Annotated in this window: 12 protein-coding genes; 8 read left to right on the top strand and 4 right to left on the bottom strand. The window is 39.8% G+C overall.

Annotated elements, in window-relative coordinates; translation table 11 throughout:
• The coding region (locus ACM0OZ_RS15200) for a zinc ribbon domain-containing protein (RefSeq protein ID WP_414583650.1) at nucleotides 1-516 on the top strand (516 nt) is incomplete at its 5' end.
• A gap of 221 nt (nucleotides 517-737) precedes the next feature.
• Here ACM0OZ_RS15200 and ACM0OZ_RS15195 read toward each other — a convergent pair.
• The 3 genes from ACM0OZ_RS15195 to ACM0OZ_RS15185 all read right to left on the bottom strand — a co-directional run bounded on the left by ACM0OZ_RS15195 (nucleotide 738) and on the right by ACM0OZ_RS15185 (nucleotide 5,487).
• The gene (locus ACM0OZ_RS15195) at nucleotides 738-1,760 is read right to left on the bottom strand and encodes a glycosyltransferase family 2 protein (protein WP_414583649.1); all 1,023 of its coding nucleotides are present in this window, start codon (nucleotides 1,758-1,760) and stop codon (nucleotides 738-740) included.
• 9 nt (nucleotides 1,761-1,769) lie between these two features.
• The gene (locus tag ACM0OZ_RS15190) at nucleotides 1,770-3,086 is read right to left on the bottom strand and encodes a lipopolysaccharide biosynthesis protein (protein WP_414583658.1); all 1,317 of its coding nucleotides are present in this window, start codon (nucleotides 3,084-3,086) and stop codon (nucleotides 1,770-1,772) included.
• A gap of 61 nt (nucleotides 3,087-3,147) precedes the next feature.
• Complete coding sequence (locus ACM0OZ_RS15185) at nucleotides 3,148-5,487, bottom strand: GumC family protein (protein ID WP_414583648.1); 2,340 nt, start codon at nucleotides 5,485-5,487, stop codon at nucleotides 3,148-3,150.
• A 513-nt stretch (nucleotides 5,488-6,000) separates the two neighbouring features.
• On the opposite strand from ACM0OZ_RS15185, the gene ACM0OZ_RS15180 reads away from it, so the two are divergent.
• The 7 genes from ACM0OZ_RS15180 to ACM0OZ_RS15150 all read left to right on the top strand — a co-directional run bounded on the left by ACM0OZ_RS15180 (nucleotide 6,001) and on the right by ACM0OZ_RS15150 (nucleotide 14,726).
• Nucleotides 6,001-7,323 carry an O-antigen ligase family protein gene (locus ACM0OZ_RS15180; RefSeq protein WP_414583647.1) on the top strand — a complete coding sequence of 441 codons (1,323 nt, stop codon included), beginning with the start codon at nucleotides 6,001-6,003 and terminating at the stop codon, nucleotides 7,321-7,323.
• Nucleotides 7,324-7,336: 13 nt separating this feature from the next.
• Nucleotides 7,337-8,266 carry a glycosyltransferase family 2 protein gene (locus tag ACM0OZ_RS15175; protein ID WP_414583646.1) on the top strand — a complete coding sequence of 310 codons (930 nt, stop codon included), beginning with the start codon at nucleotides 7,337-7,339 and terminating at the stop codon, nucleotides 8,264-8,266.
• A 277-nt stretch (nucleotides 8,267-8,543) separates the two neighbouring features.
• A complete protein-coding gene (locus tag ACM0OZ_RS15170; protein WP_414583645.1) occupies nucleotides 8,544-9,623 on the top strand; it encodes a glycosyltransferase family 4 protein in 1,080 nt (359 codons plus the stop codon).
• Nucleotides 9,624-9,928: 305 nt separating this feature from the next.
• Complete coding sequence (locus ACM0OZ_RS15165; RefSeq protein ID WP_414583644.1) at nucleotides 9,929-11,008, top strand: glycosyltransferase family 4 protein; 1,080 nt, start codon at nucleotides 9,929-9,931, stop codon at nucleotides 11,006-11,008.
• Between the two features lie 65 nt (nucleotides 11,009-11,073).
• Nucleotides 11,074-12,111 carry a glycosyltransferase family 4 protein gene (locus ACM0OZ_RS15160; protein WP_414583643.1) on the top strand — a complete coding sequence of 346 codons (1,038 nt, stop codon included), beginning with the start codon at nucleotides 11,074-11,076 and terminating at the stop codon, nucleotides 12,109-12,111.
• Nucleotides 12,112-12,124: 13 nt separating this feature from the next.
• Nucleotides 12,125-13,393 (top strand): glycoside hydrolase family 5 protein, encoded by a 1,269-nt coding sequence (locus tag ACM0OZ_RS15155; RefSeq protein ID WP_414583642.1) that lies wholly within the window; start codon nucleotides 12,125-12,127, stop codon nucleotides 13,391-13,393.
• A 178-nt stretch (nucleotides 13,394-13,571) separates the two neighbouring features.
• On the top strand, nucleotides 13,572-14,726 hold the full coding sequence (locus ACM0OZ_RS15150) for a glycosyltransferase family protein (protein WP_414583641.1): 1,155 nt from the start codon (nucleotides 13,572-13,574) through the stop codon (nucleotides 14,724-14,726).
• A gap of 63 nt (nucleotides 14,727-14,789) precedes the next feature.
• On the opposite strand, the gene ACM0OZ_RS15145 is transcribed toward ACM0OZ_RS15150, so the two are convergent.
• A complete protein-coding gene (locus tag ACM0OZ_RS15145; RefSeq protein ID WP_414583640.1) occupies nucleotides 14,790-15,578 on the bottom strand; it encodes a WecB/TagA/CpsF family glycosyltransferase in 789 nt (262 codons plus the stop codon).
• Between the last annotated feature and the right edge of the window lie 27 nt (nucleotides 15,579-15,605).

Genomic DNA, 15,605 nt, shown 5'->3' with positions numbered 1-15,605 from the left:
GAAGTGATCGCAATTATTATAGTCCACGTCCTAATTAGACTGGCTATAGCTATAACTTACAAGATTGAGTCGAAGGGCGGGTTGATGATTATGCTACCTACCAAAGATATCAAGCCATCTCAACGTTGCCCAAAATGTGGAGCAGTTCATAAAGAATGGGCAGAATTGTCAAATCGTCATCACCTGTGTTTATGTTGTGGTTTTGATGTGCCACGCGACGCAGGCAGTGCAATGGTGATGTACAACGTTGTCACAAAGGCGCAACCGGTGTTGGGAACCAACCTCGACAGTCTCGGATGTCTAAGCTCTACCTCAAAGACTGGTAAACGAAAGAATACCGGATCAATGAAGCAACTTGGGCAAGTGAGGAGACACAAATCCAGCAACATAGCGGAACCGGGCGAAACCCCGTCCGCCGGGAGCGGCGGGGTAGTTCATTCAAGCAATGTGTACAGCACTATTGAGGCACACCCCCAAATTCTATTTAGGGGATTCTGGCGCTTAAGTTGGGATTAGCTTTTCGCTCGGTTTTGTTTTGCACAAAACAGCTATTTGGCTAAACTTTTTCAGCTATAAGGAGAACCGCTCTACCGGGCAATCAGGACACGGGCTTTCGTACAGACGCCCTCTATGGGCGTCTTTACTTACTTGTCTCGCGGTTTAAGGTCATCGCTTTCATGCCTCCAAAAAGAACGGCTCCGTCCTCGGAACATATAGCCTGAATTATAAATTATGAATTACGAATTTGATTGAATGCGGCGTCTTTGAGCAGAGCCTACGATTTTTAGAGCCATGGACTCTATTTGATGGTAAAGCGATCGCGGCATAAACCAGAGAAAATAGGCAGCGGCTAAGGTGATAAGCGTACGGTGTGGTTCTTCCAGTAGGATGCGCCAATAAGTAGATAGAGCTCGATGGGTGAACTCAATAGCTGTTGTACCATCTTTCAAAGTGACTCCCCTTCGAGCTAAATGCCGCAGTTGATAAGCCATAGCTATCTTTTCCAACTCAGCCATTGATTCTGAAGGTACGTAAGCGTGTGCTTTTTCCAGCATCCTTTCCCAGGACTTTAACTTTTTCATCAGTTGAGCTGAAAATCCCTGAGAATTGACTCGGTAAAGCGTCAAGGGTTCAGGAATGCCCTCAATCAGCCATTTGGTTTTCATCGCAATCCGCAACCAACATTCGACATCTTCCGAAGGGTGCAATTGCCGATCATCATCAAAATAAAAGTTTTCTACCGTTCCGTAAAGATTATCTTGGAATGCAATATCTTCCAGCGTTTCTCGCCGAATCACAGGTACCGAGCCATTCCCAATTGGGGTACGACAAAGTAAATCAAGCGGAGTAATTTCCTTGAGCTTGGTGATTTGATAAATACCTAAAGGTTCCCCTAATTCATCGATAAAAGCAGAACGACAAAAACTCACCCCTACTGCTGGTGAGTTCTCCAGATGTTCAATATGTTTTGCTAGCTTTTCTGGTGCCCATAAGTCATCTGCATCTAAAAAAGCCAAATATTCTCCTTCAGCATTACGGATACCAGTGTTTCGTGCAGCAGCTACCCCTCGGTTTTCCTGCCTAATAATTCTAATTCTGTTATCTGTAAATTGTTGACAAATTTCTACACTTTTGTCTGGAGAGCCATCATCAATGATGAGCAACTCAAAATTTTTGTAGGTTTGAGCAAGAACTGATTGTACAGTAGCAGCTATATATTTCTCAACTTTGTAAACTGGAATGATCACAGAAATTTTCATAAAAACCCCCTATGTCTTTTGAATTTTAGGGAAAACATGACGTGTAGCCCACAATGTAAAAAGAGGCAAGAAAATCAAATGAACTAATAAAACAGATGTAGCTACCCCAATAATTTCCCAGTGATCTCCTAGATGAGCCTTTAAGACAGATGTATCTAGACCAATAGCCTGCAAGTTAACTCCTATCAGGATTGCAATTGTAAATAGCGTAGTAAATATGATATTCCACCGTAGATCTAGGTGAGGTTTACCGACAGCTACTAGCAATTGGGAGGCAGCATCTGCAAAAGGTCGTGGAATCGCTGACAAACAAATCAGTACCACAATTGGGATGGCAGATATCCACTTCTGACCAAAAACAATTGGTACGTAAAAAGGAGCCAAAGTAGCTTGAAGGAGAACAAAAGGAACAATGGTAATGGTAATTGTTTTTAGACTGCTTAAGTAGCATCTCTTGAATTCAGACCATTGAGAGCGAACAGCACATAAATGAGGTAAGATAGCTGAATTTATTGAATTAATCAAACTTAAACTAATTCCTAATCCAGCATTAAAACCAAAGAAATATATCCCTAATTGCTCAATCCCTACAAAGCGACCAACTAGTAAATAATCTAAATTGTTCCTTAATGTTCTTAATAAGGAAACCCCAAGAATATTTTTACCAAAATTTAGAATACTGCTCCAATTCTTTGTGGTAAATCCTGTGTTCAATCGCCAAGAATGCGCTTTGTAGTATACTAACGTTTCTGTAGGTGATGTTAAGACTGCGGGCAAGACAAATGACCATACACCCATACCTAAAACAGCAAATATTGCAGTCAATATGCTGCCAATAATATTTTGAATGCTCTCAGTAATAGCTATGACTTTCAAACGGTTCTCTCTTTGTATGAGAGTCTTTTGTATTATAGATATAGGCCAAATTAAGTAAGCAATTCCTGAGACAATAATTGGCAAAATAACACTTGGACTTTTATAAAACCAAGCTATAGGAAATGCTGCAATAGACTGAATAACAAACAGACTAAAAAAAACTACCCAATTTAACCAGTACGCAGAGTGACACAATTCCTCTAATTCTTCTTCGTCAGCCTGAATAATTTTCGCGCCTATACCTATATCAGCAAAGGTGATTGAGAACTCACGAACTGTCATCACAATTGCTCCTAAACCGTAGTCGTAGGAGCTCAAAAACCGTGCAATGATGACGACTAATCCCAAGCGTAAAACTCTGTAGATGATCTCTGAAATACTCAGCCAGCCAACATTACGAATGAATTGACTGGAGAGTTTTTTCTTAATAACGGTTATCACGGGATTAATGGGTCTCACTACTATCTTTAAGACAACAAAGGGTGACGAAAACTTTACTTTTTGCTACTAGCTACCGTTCAATGGTATCAGCTACTATACCTAATATTGAACCCCGAGCAGCTTTCAATTCTTCCACCGCTTGTTGCAAGGAAGAACGGATTGTTTTACCAAGTCCCGCAACCATCAAAACTCCATCTACACGGTTTGCTAAGATGCTGGTGTCTAAAAGTCCCATGATATGTGGTGCGTCATAGATAACCAAATCATAATTTGTATGGGTTCGCTCCACAAAAGTCTCCATTCTTTGAGATGAGAATAACTGTGTGGGATTTTGTGGCGTCTCACCAGCCGTGATCACAAAAAGATTTTCTTCTCTAGATGCTTGTCCAACAACATCACTAAAATCTATACCTTCAGAAAGTACCTCGCTAAGTCCCTTTGTGTTAACTAAACCTAATGCATGATGTACCTGGGGATGGCGTAAATTGGCATCTACTAGTAGCACTTTCTGACCTGCTTGAGCAGCTATCTTTGCTAAATTCGCTGCTACTGTAGACTTACCATCGCCACTTGTAGCTGATGTGACTGCTATTGAGCGGATAGAAGCTTCTGACTTGAGACAGTTTATCCTGTTATAAAGAGAGCAAAAAGCTTCCGTAAAAGGAGTAGTTTTATACTCCTGATTTTTTGCTTTTACAGTTGGCACAAATCGATATTTGCCTTTTTGGGCTGCATAAGCGAGTTCTTTGTTGGCTGTAGAAATCGGGCGTCTTAATTCTTTGTGAAAAGGAATACCTCCAAGAATTGGCAGTTTAGTTGCACGTTTCACTTCCTCAGGATCGTGAAAGACGTTTTGCCAATTCTCCAGCATGAAAGCAGCTAGAGTTCCTAAAAGTAAACCAGCAACTCCTCCCAAGACAATGTTACGCTCAGTATTCAATCCTACTGGTACAAGTTCACCCATTTTGTTTCGTGGAAGTGTCGCTGGCATAATCACTTCCCAAGGTACATCCTGTTGAGCTGCGTCTACTCGCAGTGCTTCTTGCTTGGCTAAAAGCTGGTTAAGGGTATCGGTAGAAACTTGCAACTCCCTTTGCAAATTGGCGTACTGACGGGAAAGGGCTGGATATTGCTGAATTTGTTGGTTAAGCTCAAGTGTTGCTTTGCTATTAGCTTGAAGGCTGCTTTCTAACAACTGAATTTGGTTAGCGCTATCAGCTAGTTGTTTGATGAGGTCACGCCGAACTGAGTTTTGATAAACTCCTACTTGGGAAGACGCACTCTTTGAAGCGTTGCTTCCTAATGCCAGTTTTGCTTCTTGCTGCACTAAAGGTAGCAGTTTCTGTCGTTGTTCGCGCAAATTTACCATGACTGGGTTGTCATCAGTCAGACGAGCTGACTCTGTGGCAATTCTTGTTTCTATCTCTCGCAGACGAGTGAGTGTTTGTTGATACTGCGGTGATTCACTCAAGGCTGATGCTGCGATCGCTGTATTCTCTGACATTGCCAACTGTTTTTTCAACGAAGCGGAAAGTGACCTAAACTCAGCCAGCCTTCGCTCAGTTTCTCTGCGCTGTGCTTTGAGTTCATCAACTCTGTTGAGCAGTTGTTGTCCCTGAAGTTCAGGGTTGAACATACTGTACTTCTGCTGAAACATTTGCATTTGTTTTTGAAGTGCATTCACCCGCAGTTGCATTTTGGGAATCTGCTGCTCAACGAATTTTATTCCCTGGCGTAAGTTCGTCTGCTGCTGTTCTTTACTGTAGTTTTGATATGCTTCTGATACCCGATCCAAGACATACTCAACTTTTTTCGGATCCGATTCTCGATAGCGAACCTCTATGACTCTTGATAGCTCCTTACCTTTGCCTATGCGGCTAATATGCAGCGTGCCTACCTGATCAGGAGACGCTTTGCCAGACGCATTACTGGCAACAAGCTGGTCATAATTAATTTCTGGATATCGGTTTTTCAGGTCTTGAACGACTGGATTTATTAGCTTTGGGCTCTTTAAAACTTCCATCAAAGCCTGATAATCCAATTCTGTTTTATTCTGTTTAGTGATTTCGTTGACATTTTGCTTCAAAGTTTCGGATAGTAAAACCAGTAACTCACTATCGGTAGTTTTTAGAGGTTCAACTAATATCTGAAACTTGCCTTCATACTTTGGAGTTCGAGTTGCTGAGAAAGCAACAGCCACCGTAGTGACAATCACTGTCGCACTAGCAATCAAACCTATCCGACGACGGACAACAGAGAAAACCTGATTGAAACCCGTACTTTCTTCTTCGCTTTCTGGTCTTCTTCGGAACAAATACGGTTCTTTCAATACACTATTGGGATTTTTCAGGTGCTGCAAGCTTTGTTCCTTAGTTGGCATCTGTTTCCCATTCAAATCTGTTGAATACATGATTCTGTTAATCTATTTCCTAGATGCTGACTTTCGCCAACTTGTCATAAAAATAATCGGGATAACTCTGTGTAATAGTGTCGCGGTTGCTAGAACGTACGGTGGCGTGGGGACAATACAGCTAAAACACAGCAAGATTACGCAGTTATAGACTCTGTACCCGAAATTTCTATAGGTATGTTAGTTCTACTTCTGCAAAAGACTTCCTGTTTCAGGGACAAATCATACCAGATTTTTGCTCTGGTTCGATACCCCCAACATATCTTGCCCCATATGTGATACGTTGTTCTTTACAAAAAATTCATTAAAATGATTTTACTAATGAAGGTAGAGTAAAGTCAAAACTTAGGGGTGATTACAAAATTATTTCTTTGGGCATATCTGTGTAACATGTTAAATGAGATAATCTTTCTACGGTAGGTTTCTTTGAGATACTCATTCAACTCAAGAAACACTTTTTCTGTTCAAGGCATTTTTTTTGACAGCAAATTAATTATTAGAAATAGAGTTGCCATGCACAGACTATCAAGGCTAGCCGAAAAGGTATTTGTTGTCATAGCTCTTTTCTTTTCAACAACTGCCTTGATAGGTATTCTATTGGAAAAGGAGGATGCTGTGGATTTAACCCCAGATCCGTACACTCCAATCCTTTTTATGGGAGTTTATTTGGTGACTTCCCTCCTGATTGTTCAGAGGTGGAAGCGTTTTGTGCGCGTTGCACAGAAGGACATTTGGATTTGGCTAATTATAGGGATTGCATTAGCATCAGCGTTGTGGACAGTGGCACCAGACATTACGCCACGTCGTAGCGTACTTCTTTTAGGAACAAGTGGATTTGGAGTTTACTTAGCTACACGTTACAGCTTGCGGGAGCAACTACAATTATTAGCGTGGGCGTTCGGGTTAATAATTTTACTGAGTTTTGTGTTTGCTATTGCATTGCCATCTTACGGTTTAATGACCTTTCAGGAAGGAGGTGCTCATGAGGGAGCTTGGCGAGGTATCATAACGCACAAAAACACCCTGGGCCGCCTCATGAACATGAGCGCTATAGTTTTTCTGTTACTCTCTTTTGAAAACTCTGGTCTTGAGCGTAAATACAGATGGGTTGCGTGGCTTGGTTTTATTCTCTCAGCAGCTTTAATCATTCTTTCGACTTCAAAAACAGCGATCGTTGTTTTGATCACCCTAACAATTATTTTGCCACTGTATAGGACTTGGCGAAACAATTACAACCAAATAGTGCCTATAACGATTGCTGTGATACTTATGCTAGGAAGCGCAGCAACCTTAGTATTAGATAATTTGCCAGTTATAGCGACTGCATTAGGTCGGGATTTAACCCTAACAGGACGCACAGAGATATGGACACATATGCTTGAGCTAATCTCGGAACGTCCTTTATTTGGCTACGGTTTTAATGCTGTTTGGCAAGACTGGGATAATCCGGTGACAGCCTACCTTTGGCGCACTCTCGAGTGGCCATGTCCTTATGGTCACAATGGCTTTATGGATTTGTTGGCAGAATTAGGTATATCAGGGTTAATAGTCTTTCTTATAAGCTATGTGGCTGCCTGGATAAAAGGAGTTGTTTGGTTAAGAACGACCAGAACTGTAGAGGGGTTATGGCCACTTATATATTTGTCATTTTTTCTAATATATAACATAACTGAAAGCACTCTTGTAACAACTAATAGTATCTTTTGGATACTATATGTATCAACCATTTTTTCAATGTCTGTAGAGTTTGAACAAGTAAAACTCTACAAATACGCCAGTCCTTCTATGGATGAAGAATGGATTGAGATAGAAGCATCAAATAAACAAGATTTCTAGTTGAGGAGAGAAGATGTTAATTTCTGTGTGCGTGTCAACATACCAACGTCCTGAAGGATTAAAACGTTTACTCGATGGTCTCAATCAGCTAACCTTTAAGAAGTGTGAAACTCCAAAATTAGAGGTCATTGTTGTTGATAATGACTCAACTGGAGCTGCTCGTGCAATTTGCTCTGTTAAAGAGAATGATTTCAAAGGAGTACTAAAATACTGCATTGAACCTAATCGTGGTATTTCTTATAGCCGAAATAAAGCTCTTGCCTCTATTAATAAAGATACTGATTTTGTTGCTTTCATTGATGATGACGAGGTTCCTGATCCATCATGGCTAGATGAGCTTTTGTTCGTTCAGCAGAAGTACGATGCAGACGTAGTCACAGGACCTAATTTACCACGTTTCATAGAGTCAAGTGTTCCTAATTGGATTGTGAAAGGAAAGTTTTTTGAGCCGAAGCGTTTCCCTACAGGTCATCGGCTAGAAACTGCTTCTACTGGCAATGTGCTCGTTCGTTCTCAGGTCTTAAAGCAAATAGATAAAATGTTCGACGAGCGTTTTGCTCTGACTGGTGGAGAAGATTCGCACTTTTTTATGCGCCTCTCTCGGGCAGGATACAAGATAGTCTGGGCAGATACAGCTGTTGTTTATGAATGGATCCCTCAAAGCCGTACTAATGTGAAATGGATTCTACGACGAGGTTATCGTTGTTGGAGCACACAAAGTCTTTGTGAGCGTGAATTGTATCCTTCAATCAAGGTTCTTACTATACGTGCTGTGAAAGGAATTGGACTGATCAGTCAAGGATTTTGCCTTTTGTTTCCTTCTTTGCTATTAGGACAACACGCAATCGTGAAAGCATTACTACATATTTCCAGAGGAACAGGTACACTTGCAGGTGTTGCTGGAACACGTTACCAAGAGTACAAAGTCACTCACGGAGTATAGAATTCCCGCAAACCTCGCAGAAGTTTCCGTCATTGCCGAAAAACTAAAAGATTTTGCTAATAGTTCAATTATTAGCCTTCAATGTATATTTATACGAGGATGCGATCGCATCGTTATGAAGACGGCGCTCCAAATTATTGGTAGATGTTGCCTATGCAATCAATTCAATTTATTTTATTTCACAAAAGCGCCTGCCTGAAAATCTTATTTTATTATTCAAACTAACTCGGTAGGCAGATGATGAAAACATCGAGAAGCTTAATGATAGGAATTAATAATGAAGGCAATTTTGCTTAACAACTACAGCATGACTGCCCAATGGGAACAGTGGGTGAGAGAGAATTATCAATATCCCACTCATCATCTTTGGGGAGCTACAACACTACCTAAGTATGGTATTAATGTTGAGATTCTGCTTTGGGAAAAATATTCATTTTTAAAAAAAATTAGTCAAAAAATAAAAATACTAGGAGATTTAGATCAGGAAGTTAGATTACTTTTGCAAAAACATGATTACGATATAATTTATTCGGCAAATCAAGGTTCTACTTACCTACTTGCTATTTTAAGAGCTATAGGTCTATTAAAAAAACCAGTTGTTAGTGTTCAACATCAATCATTTAAAAAAAATCTCTGGAGCTTATTATTTATCAAATTGATTTTATCTAGATACGATAGACTTTTTTGCTTGAGCAATGGAATAAGAAACCATCTTATAAAAGAGTTTAATGTTCCAGAAAATAAACTCCATTTATTAGAATGGGGAATCGATTTACCTTATTATAAAATTAAAAATAATGATAGTCTTGACACAAAAGGAGAAAAAAGTTTTATTTTAAGTGCAGGGAGAACATATAGAGACTACAAAACTCTAACAAAAGCTTTAAAAAATATAAATTATCCTTTAAGGATATATAGCCCACCAGATCCTATGTTTAATAATATTGATTATAATTCTTCAAACGTTCAAGTTTTGACACATTACATATCATGGCAAGAAATACTAGCTGAACATGCAAAAGCTTATGCAATTGCTATACCTCTAGATAATACCCAACCGAAATCATATATTCATGCGATTGGAGTGACTAGTCTTCTAGATGCAATGGGAATGGGAAAAGCTGTTGTCATGACAAGAACTGTAGAGCCTTGCATTGATATTGAAAAAGAGGGTATTGGTATCTTCGTTGAACAGGGAGATGATAAGGGATGGCAAGAGGCAATATCTTATTTACTGGAACATCCAAATGAAACCCGAGAGATGGGAAAAAGAGGTCGGCGTTTATGTGAAGAGAAATATAATTTAGAAGTTTTTACATCAAGATTATCTGAGCTTTTGAAAGATGCTTTGAAGTAGCAAGTATTGTAGATGGAGCATTTATACTTAAAAAAAATATACATAATCTTCTCGATTTCCATGCATTGGACAGTTGCAGCCCCCTTTATTAATAAGCCCAACCTCATCAACGAGCCTTGGTTAACCCGAAATGTTCCCAACTCTTGTCACCAGTTCCTTAACGAATGCGAGTGCATGCCCTTTGGACATAACCCAACACCTACTTTAGTTTTGTTGGGTTGTAACTGCCTACACCAACCTACAATTCTTCTTAACTGAACTGTATTATTTTAAAGCCATGAAAAACTTAATTAAATAAATTAACAATGAAAGTAATATTAGTTAATAACTACAGTATGACTGCCCAATGGGAATTTTGGCTTAAAGAAAATTATCAATATCCAAGCCATCATCTCTGGGGAGCGACAACATTACCTAAATATGGCATTGATGTTGATATTCTGCCTTACGAAAAGTATTCTCTTCTCAAGAAAATTAGTCAAAAGTTAAAAATTTTCGGAGATTTAGATCAGCAAGTAAGGATACTTTTTCTGAATTCCGAATACGATGCTGTCTATTCGGGACATCACCTAACTACGGCATTACTTGCATTTCTCAGAGCGCTCGGTATATTCAAAAAACCAATTGTTGCCATAGCGTATCAATCATTCAAAAAAAAATTAAGTAGTCAGTTATATACTAAATTATTTATCAAGGGTTACGATAAACTTTTTTGCTTGAACAATGAAATTAAAAACCATTTAAAAGATGAGTTTGATATACCGGCTCACAAGTTAGAAATATTAGAATGGGGAACAGATTTACCATATTATAAAGTGAAGAATATTAATTATGAATATGAAGCAGAATGTAGCAGTAGGTTAATTTTAAGTATAGGTAAAACTTATCGAGACTATGACACACTGATAAAAGCCTTTAGCCAAATCAACTGTCATTTGAAAATCTGCCCCTATGGCAACTCGTTCATTTCCGACACCTCAAAACTACCTTCTAACATTCATATCGTCGAGAATTCACTTTCCTGGCAAGAAATTTTAGCAGCTTATCAAGAAGCTTATGCAGTTGCCATTCCTCTCAATCTTAGGCAAGACAAACCATATAATGCAATTGGGCTGACAACTTTATTAGAAGCAATGTCGATGGGGAAAGCAGTTGTCATGACTAGCAACCAGTTTGTTGGTATCGATATAGAAAAACAAAGAATTGGTATTTTTGTTGAACAGGGAGATGTTCAAGGATGGCAACAGGCAATATCGTATTTACTAGAACATCCAGATGAAACCCGAGAGATGGGAAACAGAGCTCGGCGTTTATGTGAAGAAAAATATAATTTAGAAGTTTTTACATCAAGATTATCTGAACTGTTGAAAGATGCTTTGAAGTAGCAAGTATTGTAGATGGATTTTCATTTATACTGAAAATAATTTATACATAAAGATTCTCGATTTCCATGCATTGGACAGTTGCAGCCCCCTTTATTAATAAGCCCAACCTCATCAACGAGCCTTGGTTAACCCGAAATGTTCCGGGCGATCGCCACCAGTTCCATATCGTTCCACGTCCAAAACCGTTAGAAAACTGGCACAATCAAAAGTCTTCTGTCACTGGATTTAGGAATTGGCTCATTTATCAGCAACATGGTATGGAAGCGATGAAGGCGACTAAGGGAGGCGTAATTACCGTTTTTCCTCAGCTACCAGCAGTAATAGGAATGCAACAGCGGCTTACTCGCAAGCGCATTCCTGTAGTGGCTTGGTTATTCAATGTTGGCACCTGCTCTAGTGGGATTCGGCAAGCGATCGCCCAATTTAGCCTAAAAAACATTGATCGCTTTGTTGTCCACACACGGCGTGAAGTGGATATCTACCACCAGTGGTTGGGAATCCCAAAGGAGCGTTTTGAATTTGTCCCCTTTCACCAATCAGAGATTCCCGTCACTTATGAAGAAAATACGACCGATCCTTTTATCACAGCACTCGGTTCTGCTCACCGCGACTTTCCCACCTTCTTCCAAGCAGTAGAAAAGCTAAACCTACCAACTGTTGTCGCATCAAGCGAACATGCATTAGCAGGATTAACCGTTCCGCCGAATGTGAAAACACCGTTTGGTATTGGTAGGGAAGATTGCTTGCGTTTAGCTCAAGAGGCGCGGATCAGCATCGTACCTCTGCTTCCAAAACCGCAAGTGACAGCAGCAGGACAAATCACTATTGTAGAAGCTATGCTCATGGGTCGTGCAATCATCGCCACCCGTTGTCATGGAGCAGAAGATTATATTCAGCATGGCGAGACTGGTCTGTTGGTTGAACCTCAATCTGTTGAGGATTTAGTGCAGGCGATAGAAATGTTATGGAACGATTCAGCACTACGCAACCGTCTTGGTCAAACAGCTAAACGCTACGCCAAAGAACATTTTTCTTGTGATGCAGCAGGAGCAGCTCTGGGCAGAATCCTAGATAAAGTTGCAGGAACAGCAGGTATGTACTAACAAACGATGTTTTATGCGTAGACCAACTTTTGTTAAACAGGGATTTACCATAGTACGCAATATTAGTTTTTCCATTGCTTACTATTACAAAAAGTGGGGACAAGTCACAAAAAATATTGCGGTTGGCTTGGCTTTAGTGTTACTTTACACAATTCTCAGTAGTTGTTCGCCGTTGTTTGTAAAGCAATTTGATATGGCTACAAGCGAAGCAGCTACGACTATTGTCTTTCCTTTGTCTACTCGCGGTTCTCAGATTATTGATGCCAGAGGTCGAGTTGTTCTGCTGCGTGGTGTCAACTGGTTTGGCATGGAACTACCAAATCATGTTCCTCATGGACTTTGGGCGAGGGATTACAAAGATATGCTCGCTCAGATGAAAAGTCTGGGCTACAACGTCATCCGCTTCCCCTATTCTGTACAAGCACTGCGTTCTCGTGACATCACTGGTGTTGATTTTTCCATTGGCGCAAATAAAGATTTGTACGGCAAGACTCCGCTGGAGGTCATGGATATAGTGATCCAGGAGGCGAAACGACAGGGGTTGCTAATTCTGCTTGACAGTCATCGGCTCAACGACAATGTCGAATCGGAACTGTGGTATGGTGACGGCTTTACTGAGAAAGACTGGATTGACGCCTGGACGCTGCTAGCGAAACGCTACAAAGGCTATACCAACGTCATCGGGGCGGATCTCAAAAACGAACCGCACGGTCGTGCTAGTTGGGGAACAGGCGATCGCGCTACAGACTGGCGGTTAGCCGCAGAACGAGCTGGAAATAGTATTCTCAGTGTCAATCCAAATTGGTTGATTGTGGTGGAGGGGGTAGTCGAAAATGTCCCTGGTCAAAAACAGTCAGGATACTGGTGGGGGGCAAATCTAGAGGGTGTCCGCAAATATCCAGTGCGCCTGCGAGTTCCCAAAAAGCTAGTATATTCTCCTCACGAATATGGTAATTCAGATATGCGCTGGTTTTCCGAACCTACATTTCCCAAAAATTTGTATCAACGTTGGGAGATCGGATTTCAATATATTGCTACCCAACGTATTGCCCCGATTTTGATTGGTGAATTTGGTGGACCTCAGGTGGATACAAAATCTAAACAGGGGATTTGGCAGAGGCAGTTAGTTGATTATATTGATAAGAAAAAGCTTAGCTTTACCTATTGGTGCTGGAATCCCAACAGTGAAGGTACCGGAGGTATTCTGCTAGATAACTGGAAAAGTATCAATACTGACAAGCAGAAACTTTTGAGTCAGGTGCTGCGTTGGCCAAGGGGGTAGTGGCACTAACAGTCATTAAAAGTATGCTTTTTTACTAAGTGTAATACCAATTTCGACAAAGAATGCGACAGATACCTGGGTAGGGGTGCAAAGCTTCTGAACCCCTACAGCCGATTTATGTGTTGCAAAGATTTTGGACATTGGTATAAAATTATGCTAAAATTTAATTCTATCTCAAATGTCTCAAGAAAATTTATTATCCAAAAATTTATATCTTCGTTCTAATCAAAAACCACGTATTTTACTGGTATCAATGCGTGGTTTCCATTCCGAAGCCTATCGTTCTGCTGAGTATGAATTTGAAGATACTATTTGTACTTTTGATTATGCGGATATACTCACTCCTGTCTTAGCTTCTGGTGGAGCCAGTACAGTCAAGAAAAAGCTGGCAAACTATGTAGCAATGACGACTAATAAAGGTAAATTTCTCAGTTCGGGTTGCATACCCTCTATTGTAGATAAAGAGTACGACTTATTATTTTTTATCTGCCAACACTTTTGGGATCTCGCTTGTATAAATTCCATGAAAGCGTGGCGAGAGAAATGCCGTAAAGCTGTTTTATGGATAGATGAAATTTGGGCAAAAGAAATTGGAAACCATAAAACTAGACTTTGTTTGGAAGTGGTGAAAGATTTTGATTATATTTTTACGACACAAAGTTCTAGCATAAATGCTATTTCTAATTTGGTTCAACGTCCTTGTTATTCTTTACCCTATGGGGTCGATACTATAAAATTTTGCTCATACCCGCAACCACCTCAACGCTCTATAGATATTTATAGTATCGGTCGCCGTTCACCAATAGTACACAAAGCTTTACTGGAAGTAGCAGAACGGAAAAACTTTTTATATTTATTTGACTCTCTTAAAGGTTTACAAATGATGGACTATAAAGAACATCGAATTTTATATAGCAATTTGATTAAGAGAAGTCGCTACTATATTTCTAATAAAGCAAAATTTGACGCTGTTGATCAAACCGGTGGTCAAGAAGAATTAGGTTCTCGTTTTTTTGAGGGAGCAGCAGGGGGAGCCGTTATGATTGGGACTCCTCCAGTTTGTGAAGCTTATACGACTTACTTCAACTGGTCTGATGCAGTAATTGAAATTCCTTATGATGCTGCTAATATAGCCGATATTATAACTGAACTTGATGCACAACCCGATCGCCTAAATAGAATTCGTAAAGATAATGTGATGAATTCTCTACTACGTCATGACTGGGTATACCGTTGGGAAAGAATTTTAGAGAAAGTCGGACTTGATAGCACACCAGAAATGTTATCTCGAAAGACTCACTTAGGAAAATTAGCTGACATGGTAAACAGTTAATTAAAGCTGTAGGATGCGCTACACAGTGTGACGCATCCTACATATTTTTACATATTTCAGTACCTAGAATCTGTCAGCAATTTGCCAAATCGGGTTGCTGCTCTTATGTTCCTTGGTTATATATAAGTTGAGCTTTTGTTTCAGAATGAGTATAAAAAAAGGAAGATCATCTACTAAGTATCTTTTCCATAATCTTTTTGGTTCACATACAATTCTAAACAACCACTCTAAGCCAACTTCGCTCATCCATTTTGGAGCTCTTTTCACATTTCCTGCTTCAAAATCAATGGTGGCACCCAGAGCCATAAATATCTTGATATGGGGTAACATCTTCTTGTACTTGTATAGCCACTTTTCTTGCTTTGGAGCACCAACTCCTATAACTAAGACAGTGGCACCAGAATTGTTAATCATGTTCACTATGTTCTGACACTCTTCTTCGTCTTTCTCAAATCCAAAAGGCGGAGAATATGAGGCAACAATAATATTTCTGCCTGTTTTCCTATTGATTTCATTTTGAGCTTTACTAGCAACTCCTTTACCTGCGCCCAAAAGAAAGATTTTGATGTTTTCATTACGCCTATGGTAATTATAGAAAGCAGGAAACAAGTCGGAACCTGCAATCTTTTCTTTGATTGGCGTTCCTAAAAATTTAGACGCATAAATCAGTATTTGGCTATCACAAACCTTATAATCACTAATACTGTACGCCTGCAAAAATTCCGGGTCTTTTTGTAGTTTAATCAAATGATCAACATTCGGCGTAAATACTACCCCAGATTGCAATTTCTCTAAAAATTCTGCCTTCGACCAATTGTCAATTTCCAGGTTCAGAATTTTAACTTTGTTCATGGCTTGCACGCTTCTAACTTATATCTA

It is taken from the genome of Scytonema sp. PCC 10023 (genome assembly GCF_963920835.1).
GTDB lineage: Bacteria > Cyanobacteriota > Cyanobacteriia > Cyanobacteriales > Nostocaceae > Kalymmatonema.
The sequence above is the reverse complement of the archived record's forward strand: the minus strand, read 5'-3'. Positions and strand labels throughout refer to the sequence as shown.